The sequence below is a fragment of the Paenalicyclobacillus ferrooxydans genome (assembly GCF_001399675.1).
Classification (GTDB): domain Bacteria; phylum Bacillota; class Bacilli; order Alicyclobacillales; family Alicyclobacillaceae; genus Alicyclobacillus_B; species Alicyclobacillus_B ferrooxydans.
Genome location: NZ_LJCO01000070.1, coordinates 1 through 17625, shown reverse-complemented (window position 1 = coordinate 17625; position 17625 = coordinate 1). Strand labels below are relative to the sequence as shown.

At 54.4% G+C, this 17625-nt stretch carries 13 protein-coding genes and 2 riboswitches; of the genes, 11 read left to right on the top strand and 2 right to left on the bottom strand.

The genetic code is table 11. From position 1 onward, the window contains the following. Positions 1-491 precede the first annotated feature (491 nt). Both AN477_RS16120 and AN477_RS16115 read left to right on the top strand, forming a co-directional pair. Positions 492-2186: an aspartate aminotransferase family protein gene (locus AN477_RS16120; protein WP_169787912.1), complete on the top strand. Its 1695-nt coding sequence runs from the start codon at positions 492-494 to the stop codon at positions 2184-2186. Between the two features lie 92 nt (positions 2187-2278). Then, entirely contained in the window at positions 2279-3745 is a 1467-nt protein-coding gene (locus AN477_RS16115; RefSeq protein ID WP_054970198.1) for a CoA-acylating methylmalonate-semialdehyde dehydrogenase, read from the top strand. A 227-nt stretch (positions 3746-3972) separates the two neighbouring features. Here the strand turns inward: AN477_RS16115 and AN477_RS24625 are convergent, their stop codons facing one another. After that, complete coding sequence (locus AN477_RS24625; RefSeq protein ID WP_157062009.1) at positions 3973-4365, bottom strand: hypothetical protein; 393 nt, start codon at positions 4363-4365, stop codon at positions 3973-3975. 311 nt (positions 4366-4676) lie between these two features. On the opposite strand from AN477_RS24625, the gene AN477_RS16110 reads away from it, so the two are divergent. Further along, a complete protein-coding gene (locus tag AN477_RS16110; protein ID WP_245631860.1) occupies positions 4677-5483 on the top strand; it encodes a 3'(2'),5'-bisphosphate nucleotidase CysQ in 807 nt (268 codons plus the stop codon). A 259-nt stretch (positions 5484-5742) separates the two neighbouring features. After that, a complete protein-coding gene (gene glpK / locus AN477_RS16105) occupies positions 5743-7236 on the top strand; it encodes a glycerol kinase GlpK (RefSeq protein WP_054970197.1) in 1494 nt (497 codons plus the stop codon). A 181-nt stretch (positions 7237-7417) separates the two neighbouring features. Here glpK and AN477_RS16100 read toward each other — a convergent pair whose 3' ends face one another. Beyond that, positions 7418-8239, bottom strand: a complete 822-nt coding sequence (locus AN477_RS16100; protein ID WP_054970196.1) for a DNA alkylation repair protein — start codon at positions 8237-8239, stop codon at positions 7418-7420. Positions 8240-8944: 705 nt separating this feature from the next. On the opposite strand from AN477_RS16100, the gene AN477_RS16095 reads away from it, so the two are divergent. The 7 genes from AN477_RS16095 (at position 8945) to AN477_RS16070 (ending at position 17131) form a co-directional block, all read left to right on the top strand. Then, a complete protein-coding gene (locus AN477_RS16095) occupies positions 8945-9268 on the top strand; it encodes a hypothetical protein (protein WP_211266024.1) in 324 nt (107 codons plus the stop codon). Positions 9269-9273: 5 nt separating this feature from the next. Beyond that, positions 9274-9801 (top strand): spore coat protein, encoded by a 528-nt coding sequence (locus tag AN477_RS25515; RefSeq protein WP_245631859.1) that lies wholly within the window; start codon positions 9274-9276, stop codon positions 9799-9801. A gap of 236 nt (positions 9802-10037) precedes the next feature. Continuing rightward, positions 10038-11174 (top strand): zinc-dependent alcohol dehydrogenase, encoded by a 1137-nt coding sequence (locus AN477_RS16085; protein ID WP_054970195.1) that lies wholly within the window; start codon positions 10038-10040, stop codon positions 11172-11174. 561 nt (positions 11175-11735) lie between these two features. Next, positions 11736-11820: riboswitch (cyclic di-GMP riboswitch) on the top strand. Positions 11821-11982: 162 nt separating this feature from the next. Continuing rightward, positions 11983-12156, top strand: a complete 174-nt coding sequence (locus AN477_RS24620; RefSeq protein ID WP_157062008.1) for a hypothetical protein — start codon at positions 11983-11985, stop codon at positions 12154-12156. A 77-nt stretch (positions 12157-12233) separates the two neighbouring features. Next, the gene (locus tag AN477_RS16080) at positions 12234-14084 is read left to right on the top strand and encodes a bifunctional diguanylate cyclase/phosphohydrolase (protein WP_054970194.1); all 1851 of its coding nucleotides are present in this window, start codon (positions 12234-12236) and stop codon (positions 14082-14084) included. Between the two features lie 94 nt (positions 14085-14178). Continuing rightward, positions 14179-14262, top strand: a riboswitch (cyclic di-GMP riboswitch). A 40-nt stretch (positions 14263-14302) separates the two neighbouring features. Further along, a complete protein-coding gene (locus AN477_RS16075) occupies positions 14303-15970 on the top strand; it encodes a methyl-accepting chemotaxis protein (protein ID WP_245631858.1) in 1668 nt (555 codons plus the stop codon). 156 nt (positions 15971-16126) lie between these two features. Next, positions 16127-17131 carry an NADPH:quinone oxidoreductase family protein gene (locus AN477_RS16070; protein WP_054970192.1) on the top strand — a complete coding sequence of 335 codons (1005 nt, stop codon included), beginning with the start codon at positions 16127-16129 and terminating at the stop codon, positions 17129-17131. Positions 17132-17625 lie beyond the last annotated feature (494 nt).

The window sequence follows — 17625 nt, the reverse complement described above, 5'->3', positions numbered from 1 at the left end:
GCTCATTCCATCCTCATCCCAAGCCTCATCCCAAGCCTCATCCCAAGCCTCATCCCAAGCCTCGTTAAGGGAAAAATAGTTCGCTGTTCGACAGTTTTAAAATTGAAGTCGGAAACAAGGGAACAAAGTTCCCTTGTTCACCAATTCAAAGAAAAATAAGGGAAGAAATAAGGGCATAGGGGAAGTTTTGAGCGTTAATCTAGGCGCCGACCACGGATTTAGGCGATTAAGGGAAATTTCGGGCGCTAAAATGGCGGGATATGACTACCAAATACTAAATGAGACGCCCTATAACCACCTAGCGCGGTAGTGAATACAGCATAACCTCGGAGCTAGGTCAACACCCCATAACTCTCGATGTACTGCGAATCCCACGTTATTACCGGTGCTAAGCGAAAACCCACGTAATAAGGATAGACACTATGCGGCTTTATCCTGTACGCTGACTTCAGTATCTTAATGTTCAGAACCGATAGAGAGGGATGCCGATCATGTCGATCGAATTCAACAAACCTTCTGTGAATCAGGCCACTGTCACGGCTCAAGACCAAGCCCACGACCAAATTCGCGACGAGGCCACACACCTGGCTCAAGACAATCTACTTCAGGGGGCCAATCCAGAGAGCGCCGAACGCGCCAATGCAGCAGCCCTAGCTCAGGACCAGTCCACAACCTCAAACTCAGCCACAGCCTCCCACCTAGCCACAGCCTCAGACTTGTCCGCCAACTCATCAGCGGAGGAGTGGGTCGAGAAGGATCGGCAGTATGTGTGGCACGGACTCGTCCCCTACAAAGCGAGTCAGAATCCAATGGTCATCAGCAAGGGCGACGGACCGTGGCTGACCGATGAAGCGGGCAACCGCTACCTCGATGCCATGTCTGGGCTCTGGTGTGTCAACCTTGGCTACTCTGAAAAACGGTTGGCCGACGCAGCCTACGCCCAGATGACGGAGATGCCATATTACCCGCTCAGTCAGACTCATAAGCCGGCGATCCGCTTAGCCGAAAAGCTCAACTCCTGGCTCAAGGGGCCCCATGAGCGCGAGCCCGCGCCCGCGCAAGAGGGCCAGCGTGCGAGAAAGCACGAACACGAACACGAACACGAACATGAGCATGAGCATGAGCAGGCATTCAAGCACCCCTCCGACTATCGGATCTTCTATTCGAACAGCGGATCGGAAGCGAACGAAGTCGCCCTTAAGATTGCCCGCCAGTACCACCAGCAAAACGGCGAACCCAGCCGCTACAAAGTCATCGCCCGCTATCGCGGCTACCACGGCAGCACCTCAGGCGCGCTCGCCGCGACCGGCCAGTTCATGCGCAAGGTGAAGTATGAGCCGCTTGCCCCTGGGTTCCTGCACGTGCCACCCCCGGATTGCTACCACTGCCCGTTTGGCCAGAAGGAAGGCCAGTGCGGTATGGAGTGTGCGGAGTATTATGAGCAGATCATCAACTGGGAGATCCCGGAGACGGTCGCGGCCGTCATCCTCGAGCCTGTCATCTCCGGCGGCGGCATCCTGACCCCGCCCGAAGGGTACCTCAAGCGCGTCCGCGAAATCTGCGACAAGTACGGCGTACTGCTGATTGTGGACGAGGTCATTAATGGTTTTGGCCGATCCGGTCAAAACTTCGGCCACCACAACTTTGGCGTACAGCCGGACATCGTGACGATGGCGAAGGGCCTGACCAGCGGTTACCTGCCGCTGTCTGCGACGGCCGTCCGCGCCGACCTGTTTGACGTCTTCCGCGACGACAGCGAATACGGACACTTCCGCCATGTCACCACGTTCGGTGGCAACCCGGTCGCATGTGCCGTCGGACTTGAGACCCTCACCATTATGGAAGAACGGAACCTGGTCGCCCGGTCTGCAGAGCTGGGGAAGCGTCTGCAAGAGCGCCTCGCCGTGCTGAAAGACCACCCGAACGTTGGGAACATCAGGCACTTTGGGTTCCTCGCCGGGATCGAACTCGTGACAGACAAAGAGTCCAGAATACCTGCGCCCGCTGAGATGCTCGGCCAAGTCATTGGCGAGTGCAAGCGGAATGGGCTTATTATTAGTAAGAACGGTGAGAGTGTCCGCGGATTTAACAACGTCCTGACGCTCTGCCCGCCGCTCGTCGTAACCGACGATGAGCTTGAGTTCATCGCAGACACCGTCGTTAAGGCCGTGCAGAATATCGGATAACGCGGTGCCCCGCATACGCGGAGGGGGCAGCCGGGTCACCGTGGGCTGCCCGCATCACCGGATCGGCAACATCTGAGAGGAGGAATGCCCACATGGCAGCACCAACTGGAGTCAAAACCGTAAAGAACCTGGTCGGCGGGAAGTGGATCGATGCGACCTCCGACAAGTCCGTCGAAGTCCCGAACCCGGCGACGGGCGAGGTCATCGCCTACGCGCCGCTCTCGAATCTCGACGATCTCAACGCAGCCGTCGCCGCAGCGAAAGCGGCATTCCCGATGTGGAGTCAGACGCCCGTGCCAAAACGCGCGCGCATCTTGTTCAAATACCAGCAACTGCTCGTCGAACACTGGGAGGAGCTCGCGGAGCTCATCACCCTCGAGAACGGCAAGAGCTACAAAGAGGCCTATGGTGAAGTGCAGCGCGGCATCGAGTGTGTCGAGTTCGCCGCGGGGGCCCCGACTCTGATGATGGGCACGCAGCTCCCCGACATCGCGACCGACATGGAGTCCGGCGTGTATCGCTATCCGGTCGGCGTCGTCGGCGGTATCACGCCGTTCAACTTCCCGATGATGGTGCCGGCCTGGATGTACCCGCTCGCCATCGCGTGCGGCAACACCTTCGTGATGAAGCCGTCTGAGCGGACACCTCTGAGCGCGATCCGCTTAGCCGAACTGTTCGCCGAAGCCGGCCTACCGGACGGGGTGCTGAATATCGTGCACGGGGCCCATGAGGCGGTCAATGGCATCCTCGAGCATCCGGATGTCGTGGCGGTGTCGTTCGTCGGATCGCAACCGGTTGCCGAACACGTCTACCGCACCGCCGCCGCAAACGGCAAGCGCGTCCAGGCCCTGGCGGGGGCGAAGAACCACACAATTGTCATGCCGGATGCCAATCTCGATCTCGCCGTCAAGGAGATCATCGGCGCCGCCTTCGGATCGGCTGGGGAACGCTGCATGGCCTGCTCCGTGGTCGTCGCAGTTGGCGACGTAGCGGACGAGCTCGTGGCGCGGTTGGTGAAGGCGTCGGACGAGATCCGGATGGGGAATGGCCTCGACGAGGGCGTCTTCCTCGGGCCTGTCATCCGCGACACGCACTTGGCACGCACGGTCGGGTACATTGAGAAGGGCGAGGCGGAAGGTGCAAAGTTGGTCCGCGACGGCCGCAAGGATGACTTGCAAGCCGCCGGCAACGGTTACTTTGTAGGGCCGACCATTTTCGATCACGTTCAGGCTGGCATGAAGATCTGGCAGGATGAGATCTTCGCACCTGTGCTGTCGGTCGTTCGCGTAGAAAGCCTTGACGAGGCCATCGCGACATCGAACAAGTCGGACTTCGCAAATGGCGCCTGCCTGTTCACGGACAGTGCAGCAGCCGTGCGCAAGTTCCGCCAGGAGATGGACGCGGGCATGCTCGGCGTCAACGTCGGTGTCCCGGCCCCGATGGCGTTCTTCCCGTTCTCCGGGTGGAAGAAGTCGTTCTACGGCGATCTCCACGCGAACGGCCGCGACGGCGTCGAGTTCTACACACGGCGCAAAATGCTGACCGCGAGGTATGTGTAAGAGCTGGAGGCTGCCCGCTGGCAGGCATGAGAGTCGATGCCCGAGGTATGAGTGAGATTAGATGCCCGAGGTATGAGTGAGAGCCACTCCCGCTCGGATATGGGAGAGTTGGCGCCGCTCGGATATGGGAGAGTTGGTATCGCTCCGATTTGTGCGTACCGCTCATATGCGCAAGCGATGTGGGTAATGCGTAAGTTGAAGGCTGACCGGCAGTTCCATAGGTAGATTTAAATCAAACCATTCCATTTGCCACGCGCAACCCGCCCCCTGGCGGGTTGCTTCCTACTGGAGCAAGGCGACGTTGGGATGGCCGAGCACGAGATTGGCTTTGCTATAGCGGAACTGAGTTCCTCTGTGGAGGCGAGGTGTGCGGAACCGCAGGATTTAGCGGAACTGAGTTCCTCTGTGGAGGCGAGGTGTGGGTAACCGCAGGATTTAGCGGAACTGAGTTCCTCTGTGGTAGCGAGATGAGCGTGACCACAGGATTTAGCGGAACTGAGTTCCTCTGTGGAGGCGAGGTGAGCGAGACCGCAGGATTTAGCGGAACTGAGTTCCTCTAAAGTGGGTCGGGCATAGGTCGGCTTGGTTTTAGCGGAACTGAGTTCCTCTACAGCGAGCAAGGGTTGATTCCACGAGTGCCCCTTGTCGTGATAGACTGTGGTAGGCTCAACATAGTGCATCGATAATTAAGGCTGGATCCAGACTTGTGCTCACCACGCTCTTCTAGACGCGCTGCCAGGCCCGCGGTTGGGGTTGTTCCGGGCATACCGGCGGACGCGCTGCCAGGCCCGCGGCTGGGGTTGTTCCAGGCATACTGGCGAACTTCCTGTGGGGTGTCTTCCTGCGGGGCACATCGTCGGAATTGTTCCAGACACGCAGCCATACATACTGCCAAACGTAGACAAAACCCTACACTAGGATGTGACACATTTTGCAGATTGATCAGACCTTTCTTGACACCGTAGCCGAGATTACAAAACAAGCAGGTCGGATCGTTGAAGACATCGCGCAATCCGGGTTTGAGACCAGCTTCAAAACAGGTGACGATCCGGTCACCACAGCCGACCACGCCGCCAACACCTACCTTCAATCCCACCTGCTCGAGTTGCTTCCAGAGGCAGGATGGCTCTCGGAGGAAACACGCGACACGGAAGACCGCCTGACGAAACAGTATGTCTGGATTGTCGATCCGATTGACGGTACCCGCGAGTTCGTTGAACGTATTCCGCACTATGCCGTCTCGGTCGCGCTTGCGAAAGACGGCGAGGTCATCCTTGGCGTGGTATATAACCCAGCCAAAGATGAGTGTTTCTACGCATTGGTCGGGGAGGGGGCGTGGCTGAACGGATCGCCCATCACAGCGGAATACAAAATGGGGCTGAGGGAGAGCTCTAGCGAGGTACCGCGTCTTGTGGCTCTCGGCAGCCGATCCGAAATTAAACGCGGTGAGTTCCAACCGTTTGAGGGATTGCTTGAGGTTGAGGCCGTCGGTTCAATCGCCTATAAGCTCGCCCTTGTAGCAGCGGGCAGGGCGCATACCACGTTCAGCCTGGTTCCGAAAAATGAGTGGGACCTCGCGGGGGGCGTAGCCATCATCCACGCAGCCGGCGGCAGGGCGACCGACAAAACCGGGAAGCCGTTCGCCTTTAACCAGCGCGATACCCTGACCAACGGCAGCTTGGCCGCGACCCATGCCGACTACGACGAAGTCCTGCAGCTTATCCAGAGAGTGGGCTAAGTGCTGGCCTGCCAAGGTCCGGATTTAGGTGTCGGACGTTGGTGTTGTAGCCTGTTCAGCTGTACGCGTAAAGTAGCCGCCACAGGCGTAAGAGTAAGAGCCGTAAGCCTCCACGTCGTCGCCAGCGTCAACGCGATCGTCAAAAAGTTAATCTTTGGGTGAGAATCGGAGAACCCCAGTGTTGGCATTAGCGAATGCCGGACGCGGGGTTCTTTTTCGTTATAATCATTCTCATAGAGAACAAAGGAGCCGTGTGCAGATGGAGAAACAGTACGTGTTGGCCATCGATCAGGGGACGACGAGTTCCCGCGCCATCCTGTTCGACCGGGCGGGGAACATTGCCGCCGTCGCGCAGCGCGAGTTCACGCAGATTTTCCCGCAGGCCGGATGGGTCGAGCACGATCCGATGGAGATCTGGGGCTCTGTCCAGAGCGTGATCGCCGAGATGCTTGCCACACACCGCGTGGCGGCGCAGGACATTGCGGCTATCGGGATCACCAATCAACGTGAGACGACAGTCATATGGGACAAGACGACCGGCGATCCGGTCTATAACGCCATCGTCTGGCAGTCTCGCCAGACTGCGCCGATTTGCGATGAATTGAGAGAGCAGGGCTATGACGACATGGTCCGCAGTAAGACGGGTCTCCTGATTGATGCCTATTTCTCCGGCACCAAAGTGAAGTGGATCCTCGACAATGTGGACGGGGCACGCGAGAAGGCCGAGACGGGAGATCTCCTGTTTGGCACCATCGATACCTGGCTCATTTGGAAGCTCACCGGCGGCGCGGCCCATGTCACCGACTACACGAACGCGTCGCGCACGCTGATGTACAATATCTTCGATCTCAAGTGGGATGATGACCTTTTGGAAATGCTGGGCGTCCCAGCGAGCATCCTGCCAGAGGTGCGTGCGTCTTCCGAGGTCTACGGGCACACGAAGCCGGAACTTTTCTTCAGTCAGTCGATCCCGATTTCCGGCATCGCAGGCGACCAACAAGCGGCTTTGTTCGGTCAGGCCTGCTTTGAGCCTGGTATGGCCAAGAACACCTACGGCACGGGCTGCTTCATGCTGATGAATACGGGGGATAAGCCGGTCAGATCGAACCATGGACTGCTTACCACTATCGCCTGGGGTGTCGACGGCAAGGTGGACTATGCGCTCGAGGGGAGTATCTTTGTAGCGGGATCGGCCATCCAATGGCTCCGTGACGGACTGCGAATGCTGCAAAAGGCATCCGACTCGGAATCGTATGCGGTCAAGGTAGCCTCAACGGACGGGGTCTACATGGTGCCGGCGTTCGTTGGGCTTGGCACACCGTATTGGGACAGCGATGCGCGCGGTGCCATCTTCGGCCTTACCCGCGGCACGCAAAAGGAACACTTCGTGCGTGCAACGCTCGAGTCCTTGGCGTATCAAACGAAAGATGTGCTGGCTGCGATGGAGGCGGACGCGGGCCTGGGGCTTCGCACACTGCGCGTCGACGGTGGGGCAACGGCGAACGACTTTCTGATGCAGTTCCAGAGTGACATCCTCGGTGTCCCAGTCGAGCGGCCGAAGTGCCTGGAGACGACGGCCCTCGGTGCGGCGTACCTGGCAGGCCTCGCGGTCGGGTTTTGGGAGACGCGGGACGAGATCGCCGAGAACTGGTCCATCAACCATAGCTTCGAAAGTGGGATGGCAGACGAGGATCGCAATCGGCTCTACGAGGGCTGGCAAAAGGCTGTCGCGGCCACGCGGATGTTTAAGTAGCTTGCGGTGGGCCTTGCCGCAGAGGGGGCCTTGCTGCAGAGGGGGCCGTCGGTGGAGCGCGATTCTTTAGCACTGAATGTTCATTCTTGACGACTGGCGTGCGATGCAGGGGAAAATTAATTCGGTGGGCTGAGCACTGCTCAGCCCTTCATTATAAAGGGACTGAATAAAGGTACTGAACTTATTGATTCCGCTGCTTCAAGATGACCTTCATGGCTTCGCGCTTGCTCAGTCCCGACATCTCTGGATGAGCCTCCGCAAATGCTTCGACACTCTGCGGATTCGTCTTCGAGTATTCCCGAAGTGCCCATCCGATTGCCTTGCGAACAAAGAACTCGTCCGCGTTGGTGCACTGTGCTGGGTCGATACAGTATTCGATCACCTTATACAGAACATCCTCGCACGTTTTACCTTTCCATCCCAACTGGCAGAGAATCGCCGTTCTCTGCAGCCACATATTCCCGGAATCCAACCACTGGTTGAGCCGATTCTCCATCAGGTGTGGGAACTTTATAAAGTAGTCGCCAACTGGATACTTAGCAATCACGTCGATGGTGTCCCACCATGGTTTATGGGTAATGGAGAACTCCAGCAGTTCAATGTCTGCTTCATCAAACATCTTCGCACTGTTGCCAAGCAGAGAGGTTCCGAGATACTGATACTCTCGCTCTGGCATCTCCCATAATGCTTCAATGACTGGGTGCAGTAGCGACTTGTCCGGCACACCAAGGATATGATTGATTTCCTTGGTAGCTGCCTGCAGTTGTGGTGCTCGCATGCCGAGGAAGCTGAACTGGTCTTTCATGTATTTTGCAGTGGGCCCCGCCAATTCAGCGTTTGCGTACCGACTCAACGTTTCGGCAACCCTGTCTACGTAAGGTTGGACGGAGTTGTCGCGGAGTTCATCGCTGTGTAAGTTCTTATTGTGAACCCGTTGGTTCTGGGTTTGCTTATCCTGGGCCTGCTCGTTCTGGACTTGCTCACTTCGGCTCTCATCATCCATACAGTTCCCTCTATCCCCCAAGTAGGCTAAAGCTGCCTCGCCCCGCGCAGTGTCGTCGTAATAACATTCTTGAATTCATGATGCAGAGACAATCCAGGTTACCGGAGCGTCTGCCATGCGCAATGAAGTCTGTCACTGGGCGTTATGCATAAAACAACGGCAACAACTTCCCTAAAGTGAACATAATACCCGTGTGGGTATGTAATGCTAACGTACAGAAGTTCCCTTATTGGGTGAAGTTGGGGTAGCGTCAACTGAATAAGACCAACTATTTCCCTTATGGGCTGAGCGGAGTCTCTTTTCGATGCGATCTGGGCTGAGAGGGGAAAATTATTCCCTTATTTCGGTAGCGAAGACGAAATCAACCCGTATAGCGAACGTTTTTTCCTCTACCATCACGGGTAACATCGCCCGTAACATCACGAGTACCATCACGGGTAACACCACGAGTACCATCGCGAGCTAGCCTGCTAGCCAGGTCAGACCTCACCTGAGCCCACCTCAACTATGCCGCCGTCTATTTCCACCCAAGATTGGACACTGTAAACACAAGCAGATGCTGTAAATGTAAACGAAGGGCCACCCGCCACACAGTCCGAACTGCCCGCGCGAGCTACACACAGGCCGGGGCTCATCGCCAGCCATCGCTCCAGCGAACCAAAACAGCGGTACGCCTCAACCAAACACAGCTCACGCATACATCGAATGACCGAGGTGATCTATGTGCCAGAAGAACCGTTCGTACTAACACCACACGAGTGGATGGACCTCCACGAGATCCTCAACTTTAAGACCACCGCTACGGCGAAGGCCAAGGCCCTCGATGGTATGGTTACCGATCGCGACCTCAAAGCGTTGATTCAACAGGAACTACAGCAATCCCTGCAGGCGATGACCGAGCTGGAGGATTTCTTCCGCCGATCCCGGGCCAACCTGCCGAACAATGCTAACGTCTCCGACGAAGCCAACCTCGCCGCCAGCGCCGGCGCCCTGTACGAATCACAACCAGAACCGCACGAAGTGAGGTGACCCGAATGCAGAATAAAACGCACACGGATAGGCCCGCCGACGTTGAAGCGCAAACTCACACGCACAATCGCATGCACGGCGCTGCCGCCTCCCAGACTCGCACGCATACCGGCATGCCCGCCGCCGCCTCCCAGACTCACACGCATACCGACCCAAGCGCATTCGCGAATCCCAATTTAGGCGATCCGCTCGACATCGCCGACTTTACCAACATGATTGGCTTTGCCAATCAATCCGCTGCAATGGAGTTTTTGCTCAGTGTGAAGTCCGGCGTCAAGGATATGGCGTTCGCCCTCACTGAGGCGTCCACGCCGGAAGTTCGAGAGTGGCTCAAAAAGCAGCTGTTTGCCGGGTTGAACATGCATGAAAAGGTATATCAGTTGATGGTCGATCGCGCTTGGCTACACCCCTATGACCCCATCGAGCAATCACGGGTGGACCTCACAGCCGCTGAAATGACAGGGAACATCGCGAGAATGCCCCTGTTTAAGGACCGCACAAAGGTACTCGAAACCTTTGACACACCGAACTGAGCTCTTGGCAGCAAATAGCCCGACGTCTCAGAGCACCTGACGTCCCAGAGCACCCGGCTCCCCAGAGCACCTGACGTCCCAGAACACCCGGCTCCCCAGAGCACCTGACGTCCCAGAACACCCGGCTCCCCAGAGCGCCCGGCTCCCCATACCACTCGGCGCCCCAAGGTGCCATGGTCACAGCCAGTCTGCACAACCTGCACGTGGAACGCATCACAGTAAGGAGCGAGATCGCCATGAAGGCCGTTACATATCAAGGCATGAAGCACGTCGAAGTCAGCAATGTACCGGAGCCCAAGATTGAAAAGCCCGACGACATGATCATCAAGGTGACTACTTCAGCCATCTGCGGATCCGATCTCCACCTCATCCACGGTCTCATCCCCAACCTGCCAAAGGGCTATGTCATCGGGCATGAGCCGATGGGCATCGTTGAGGAGGTTGGGCCCGAGGTGACAAAGCTGAAGAAGGGCGATCGCGTTGTCATCCCCTTCAATGTAGCCTGCGGCGAGTGTTTTTATTGCACACACAACCTCGAGAGCCAGTGTGAGCGAGCCAACCCATATGAAGACATGGGCGGATTCTTCGGCTACTCCCACACGACCGGCGGATATGCAGGTGGGCAAGCCGAGTACCTCCGCGTACCGTTCGCCAACTTCACATCCTGGCGCATCCCTGACGACTGTGAGGTGGAAGACGAGAAGCTGGCCCTCATCGCAGATGCGATGACGACGGCTTATTGGTCCGCTGACAATGCCGGAATTCGGGAAGGTGACACCGTCGTGGTCCTTGGCTGCGGGCCCATTGGGCTCCTCACGCAGAAGTTTGCCTGGCTCAGGGGTGCCAAGCGCGTCATCGCCGTGGACTACCTCGATTACCGCCTCGAGCATGCGCGACGGACCAACCACGTCGAGACCATCAACTTCGAACAGCAGGAGGACACCGGAACCTATATCAACGAGCTGACCAAAGGCGGGGCAGACGTCGTCATCGACTGCGTCGGAATGGACGGCAGGATGAGTCCTGTCGAGGTGCTGCAGACGGCCATGAAGTTGCAGGGGGGGACGCTGGGGGCTATCGAGATCGCCGTGGAAGCAGTACGAAGAGGAGGCACCATTCAAATTACCGGCGTGTACGGATCGCGCTACAACGGGTTCCCGCTCGGGCACATCATGAACCGGAACATCAACATCCGATCCGGCCAGGCCCCCGTCATTCACTACATGCCGACCATGTATCAATTGATTGCAGAAGGTAAGGTCGATCCCGGTGACGTCATCACCCACGTACTCCCGATTGATCAGGCGGCGTATGGGTATGAGTTGTTCGATTCGAGATCGCATGGGTGTATTAAGGTGGTCTTGAAGCCGTAGGGGCATTCGATGGTGGGTGGCATGAACGGGGCAGTGGTCAAGTTACCAGGGCGAATGTCGTCACAGAGTAACAAGGCGCCTCATCATATGGCACATCAGGCACATCATATGGAACACCATGTGTAACACCATATGTAACGCCATATGGAACACCATATGGAACACCATGTGTAACACCATATGTAACGCCATATGGAACACCATATGGAACACCATATGGAACACCATATGGAACATCGCAAGCGTTCCCACGCAGGGAACGCTTTTTATTTATCTCAACTGATGGTCGGTTCGAGACGTCTATTTGTGACGTCTATTTGTGAGTCTGCCAAACCGTTATCGTTTCAAGCCAGTTCTCCTATCGTTTTCGTGGTGCGGCAAGTGTGCACATCAAAGAGGAGCCGTTTCTACTGTCGTCTTTTCTGAATACGAACAGTCTTGTTCTGAAATGGGGTATCTTGCGTAACAGCTGAACTTTGTATTACTATCAAATATGGATATATCTGCATTTACATATTTCACGTTGATTGTAAGTTGCTCTTAAGAACCTTAACTGCATTAGATTGCTCATAGCAAACCATCGGAAACGGTGGGACGCAAAGCCACGGGTCTAAGGACGTTTGTCTACGATCGCCGGGTTGCCAATCTTACCGCTCTAAAACACAGCGGAACAAGGTGCCCCAAGATCACGGTCGCCATGTTATTTGGCACCCAGTAAGACAATTTCAAGACCCGATAGACACTTCGTGTCGCTTGCTGTCGCATGGTGTCAGTTGAAGGGTGTTACTGGGGAAGGGGACCAATTTAGATGAGACTCAAACGAATAGAAGTAAAAAGAAGTCTGATGCTATCACAACGTTATGTTACGACGCAGTCGGAAAAAGTGGGAGATCTTCTCCTGGAACTGAATCCATTCGTGTGGATTGAACCTGTAGAAGCGCAAGAAGCGCAAGATGCGGTGTTGCAACTAATTATCGGGTAAGTTGCAGTCATTCAAGCCCGACAGCTATGTTGGAGAATTGGTTCAAAACAACAATATTTTCTCGATGAGGAATCCACTTGAAAAACCATAACCTGATTCGTCCACGCCATCCATCTACTTCAACCGGGGCGTTGAAAAAGGGAACGCTGTTTTGGTCGCTGTTGGTGATTTCTATCCTCGGGAATGGGCTTGCTTTGCGTGCCATCGTGATATTGGGCAAAGGTACTGGAATTGATCAGCTTTTAGTACTGCTGGAGCTTGGTTTGATTGGCTTGGTTCTGACACCCTGGTCTATCAAGATGCCTAGTCGTGCCGCATGGAGACCTGGGGTTCCGTTAATGATGTTAAGTATTTTTCTGTTACGTCCTGAGTTGGTCGTTGTCGTACCTATCCCAGGGCTTGTCTTGATCACCGCTAGAGCGCGGGCTAAATGGTGGAAGTATTTCGAAACCATTGCGCATGTTGGCCTCGGATTGTACACAGGAGCGATTGTCTATACTTATCTCAACAGGGTCTTTGAGGAGAACACATTTGGGCATATTTTTGCGGTAGTGCTCGCACTAGTCGTGCATCTGATGGTCAATCGGCTCATCTCGGCCGTGATTGTGGCACATCGGGAACATCGGGCTCTATGGTTTCAGGTTAAACTCACCATACGCGAATTACACTGGGGTTATTTCAACGCATACCTGTTAATTGTTATGGCCTCCATGTTTGAACCAAGATACATGCTCGTCGGTGTTGCTGCTGTGGCACTCATCCAAGCTGGTATATTTGTCGCAGTATCGAACTTCAGCACCATTAAGACACTCCAGAACTCGGTGTGGACTGATGGGCTAACCTCTTTGGAAAACAGAGCAGCATGGGAGGCGCTTGTCAAGGGACATGAGAAGGAGCAACTCGGAGCCCGGCTGTACGTCATCGACATCAACAACTTCAAGGACATTAACGACCGCTACGGCCATGTGGTTGGCGATCAGGTCTTACGTGAGCTGGCTCATGCGCTTCGAAACTGCGTGCCGGAGAACGCAAGGATCTTTCGCGTCGGTGGGGACGAGTTTCTCGTTTACTTAGCTTCATCCGGCGCCAACGATGCAGATTTAGACAGAGCGATCCGCTACGAATCCGTGAAGCAGTTTGAGCATTTCACGGAGAACCATGAAGCAATCAATATTAGTGTCGGAGAAGCTGTCGCACCCGAGGATGGAGAACTTCTCAGCGAACTTTTGGTTATTGGTGACAAACGGATGTACGAAGACAAAAGAAAGGTGCGCTATACGAAGTCGGGATTAGATTTTGGAATTCCAGCAAGTATTCTGAGCTTAGTATTAGCGACCGAATCTCGCGATGCCTATACATCTGGGCACAGCCTAAGAGTAGCTTTTTATGCACGCAAGTTGGCATCGCACATGCGGTTAGAAGCGCATGTGTTACAGACGGTGTTTCGCGCAGGGTTAGTGCATGACGTAGGCAAAATTGGTGTGCCGGATGCGATTCTGAACAAACAGGGAAAGTTGTCCGATGATGAGCTGCGGATTATTCAACAGCATCCGGTGACGGGGTATGAGATGTGCCGTAAACTAGGCTTTTCTCAAGATGAATTAGATATCATCCGCTTTCACCATGAGCGTTGGGATGGAAATGGGTATCCAGCACGCTTGTCTGGCAGTGAGATTCCGCTGATTGCACGTTTAACGGCAGTGGCAGATGTGTACGATGCGCTCACATCCACTAGGGCTTATCGGAGTGCTTGGTCTCATCAACAAGCGATGAGGTATTTAATCGAGAATCGATTTGTACTGTTCGATCCCGTATGTGTGGATGCTTGGGTAAGCCTAAATGACATTAGTATACAGACGGATGAGTATTTTGAGTGGGTTAAGGAAGCGGGACTTCTAAACTATGACAGCGGGTTATACGCTATCTGAAAATGAGGTCAACTCCCTCCCGTTCGAAAACTGTCTTGACAAGTAATGTGTCGAATAGAGTAGAATACTGTCACAGAACCTTAACAAATACATAATGGAGTACGGGCACACCAAAGGAAACTTTGGGTCGCAAAGCTACGGGTCTACGGGTTTGACCTATGATCGCCGGGTTGCTATATTCATCATCAATGGCATCCGTATTCAGTGGGTGCCTTTTTGTGTTCCGGCACGGGTACCTGGGGTTCATTGGCATTGACTTCACGGAGACGGGGTATAAGCAGTTGACAAAGAAAAAGATGCATTTTTGGAACAGTTTTGTGGGAAGAGTGACCGTATTACTCAGTGTTTTTGTACTCCTTGGAGCAGGAGCGTCGGCTACAACCGTGATCCTGTCCAGCAGATTGGACCAGCACCTCACAGGAATCAAGGTACATGACGTTCAATTTAATGCCGCTGCAGTCAGTGCCTACACTGGATTTTTAATGATGGACGACCAGTCGAATATGTGGCTGGGGCTTAAAAATTTCGGGAACCCTTCGCTCACACAGCAGACCTTGCAGCAGATTATGCAAGGAAAACAACAGCTGAATGACGCGCTGTCTAATTTAACATCGCTAGCTGCGACGCCATCTCAAAAGCAACTCCTATCACAAGCGGAGTCAGCCACTCAGAGTTACGAAGGATATTTCTCGCAAATCCAACAGGATTACAACAGTAATCCCAAACAAGCCGCTTATATTATGTATGTGGGGAATTCACAAGCCTCTAATAATCTTCAAACTGACCTGGAAAAACTCGTGAGTGTTTCGCAACAGCTGATAGCCAAAGACTCGGGAAATGTGCAGGCTTCGGCAAGTATTGACAGAACGATTGCATGGGTTGTTGGCATTGCACTCATTATTTTTGGTTTGGGAATGATGATGTTTATCCGTAAGATGATAGCCGTTATCCCGCTGATATCCGATGAGGTACAGGCCGTTGCAACTGGAGACTTGACGAGAGAAGGACTGCAGCTTAAGCGCAAGGATGAGATCGGGCACTTGTCAGAGAACCTAAACGAAATGGTCGCGAATCTTCGGAGTCTAATCAGCAGAGTCGGGCAAAGTGCGGGTCAACTTGCTGCGGCATCGGAAGAGATATCGGCGGCAACGGAACAGATTGCGTCTGGAAGCACCACTCAAGCCGAGTCGGCAGAGACAGTGAATCAGTTGTTCAAGGATCTCTCTACAGCCATTCATTCTGTCGCACAGAATGCGGAACAAGCTGCCGACTTGTCGGCGAGAACAGTCGACGTGGCACAGCGGGGACAGTCTATAGTTACGAATTCAGTGAACGGAATGAGTAAGGTCAGTCAGCAGATGGCTAAGCTGAGTGAGGACTCGAACCGAGTCGGGGAGATCGTTGAGGTGATTGACGATATCGCTGAACAAACCAATCTCTTGGCACTCAATGCTGCGATTGAAGCTGCGCGTGCAGGCGATCAAGGCCGCGGATTCGCAGTTGTCGCGGATGAGGTTAGAAAGCTGGCCGAACGAAGCGGTGAAGCGACGAAACAGATTACGAACATCATCAAAACCATGCAAGAGAACATGAAGGCAAGTGTGGAAGCCGTCGACAACGGTGTTGAATCTACTGCGAAGAGCGGAGAAGCGTTCTCCGAGATTGCAAGTATGGTTGCCCAGTCGTCAGACAGGGTCAATGAAATTGCGGCTGCAAGTGAGCAACAGTCTGCTCAAGCGTCTGAAGTCCTGTTATCCGTCGAGACGATTGCTGCGGCAGCCCAAGAATCTGCTGCCAGCAGTGAAGAAACAGCCTCATCCTCACAGTCTCTGGCCAGCCTGGCTGAAGAACTGAATGGGTATGTGTCAGCATTCAAAATCAATTAGGGGTCGTTCACGAAACTCCCACAATGATCTTCGTCAACATATGTTTGCAATTTGAAAGTTAGCTCTTATCGACGATGCCCATGTCTACCGTTGAAGACATGGGCATCGTTTTTTTGTAAACTTTATCTATATCAATTCGCCTAAGGAGGTCATCGCATGTCATACCCAGATACCTTCCATTCCCTCGTTGTTCGTAAGGATGACACCTCTTTTTCCGTCCAAGTCGAAGAAATGACCCTTGACGCACTCCCGGAGGGAGAAGTTCTGATTCACGTCGAGTACTCCAGCATCAACTACAAGGATGGCCTGGCTTGCACGCCGAATGGCAAAATCGTGCGGTCGTATCCGTTCATCCCCGGTATCGACTTGGCCGGCACCGTCGCCCACTCCACTGATGCACGTTTTCACGATGGCGATCCAGTTCTCGTCACCGGCTACAACCTCGGCGTCAGCCATTTCGGCGGCTTCAGTGAGTACGCCCGCGTGCCTGCTGATTGGGTTGTCCCATTGCCGAGCGGACTTTCCGCCAAGGAGGCCATGGTCTTCGGTACCGCCGGGTTTACAGCCGCACTGTCCGTCTATCGACTCCAATCCGTCGGTGTTACACCGGACAAAGGCCCAGTCCTCGTGACCGGTGCAACCGGTGGCGTCGGGAGCGTTGCGGTCGCTCTTCTAGCCCATCAGGGATACGAAGTCGTCGCGAGCACGGGCAAGATGAGCGAGGCCGAGTACCTGAGGCAGCTTGGGGTGAAGGAGATGAAATCGAGATCGGAAACATCTGCAGAGAGTCCCAAACCTCTCGAAAAAGAGCTCTGGGCTGGTGCGGTCGATCCGGTGGGGGGATCCACTCTTTCCTATCTCCTGCGCACGACCCGTTACGGCGGCGCAGTGGCTGTCAGCGGCTTGACCGGCGGAACTGACGTTCACACCAGCGTATTCCCGTTCATCCTGCGCGGCGTCAACCTGCTTGGGATTGATTCTGTCTTTTGCCCAATGGACGTGCGCCGTGAAGTCTGGGCCAAACTCGCCACAGAGTGGAAACCAAAGGCAGAGCTTTTTGAAGCTATGACCAACCGTGAGATCGGACTGGAAGGGATACCCGATGCATTCCCGCTGGTGTTGCAGGGGCAGATGCGGGGCCGCGTCGTTGTAAAAGTGTAAACTGCCGCGCAAAGCCTAGTTTTCCATCTGTTGGAACCGTCTGTTGGCACCGTCTGTTGGCACCGTCTGTTGGCACCGTCTGTTGGCACCGTCAAGTTTGCATTCGCCAAGTTCGACACCGTTAGGACCCCACCTCGGGGTCTTAATTTTATATTTAACATCAAGTATAATTATTTTCGATATAGTGGCCAACAGAAGTAAAGAGGCCAACAAAAGGAAACCTTGAATCGAAGAGCACCATGAATCGAAGAGCACCATGAATCGACGAAAGCGTCGGACGGACGACATGCCGAAGAAACGCAGAAACAACTGAAAGGCAAACTTTCAGGTATCGCGTTTGATTTTGGTGTATTCTAGTATATGGAAGCACTAGCGTTGCATTAACGCGGTCTGAATATTTAGTTTTTATCATTTTCGGCATGAACGCTGAAACAAGACAACTGGTGAATAAGCAGGTAGCATCATCCATTTTTTGCTATAGGCTTTTACGATCC

What these genes read in the sequence shown, in the direction of transcription:
- AN477_RS16085 (WP_054970195.1), top strand. Translation starts at nt 10,038, where the DNA reads ATGAAGGCCGTTACATATCAAGGCATGAAGCACGTCGAAGTCAGCAAT.
- AN477_RS16095 (WP_211266024.1), top strand. Translation starts at nt 8,945, where the DNA reads ATGACCGAGGTGATCTATGTGCCAGAAGAACCGTTCGTACTAACACCA.
- AN477_RS16100 (WP_054970196.1), bottom strand. Translation starts at nt 8,239, where the DNA reads ATGGATGATGAGAGCCGAAGTGAGCAAGTCCAGAACGAGCAGGCCCAG.
- AN477_RS16120 (WP_169787912.1), top strand. Translation starts at nt 492, where the DNA reads ATGTCGATCGAATTCAACAAACCTTCTGTGAATCAGGCCACTGTCACG.
- AN477_RS16070 (WP_054970192.1), top strand. Translation starts at nt 16,127, where the DNA reads ATGTCATACCCAGATACCTTCCATTCCCTCGTTGTTCGTAAGGATGAC.
- AN477_RS16115 (WP_054970198.1), top strand. Translation starts at nt 2,279, where the DNA reads ATGGCAGCACCAACTGGAGTCAAAACCGTAAAGAACCTGGTCGGCGGG.
- AN477_RS24620 (WP_157062008.1), top strand. Translation starts at nt 11,983, where the DNA reads ATGAGACTCAAACGAATAGAAGTAAAAAGAAGTCTGATGCTATCACAA.
- glpK (WP_054970197.1), top strand. Translation starts at nt 5,743, where the DNA reads ATGGAGAAACAGTACGTGTTGGCCATCGATCAGGGGACGACGAGTTCC.
- AN477_RS25515 (WP_245631859.1), top strand. Translation starts at nt 9,274, where the DNA reads ATGCAGAATAAAACGCACACGGATAGGCCCGCCGACGTTGAAGCGCAA.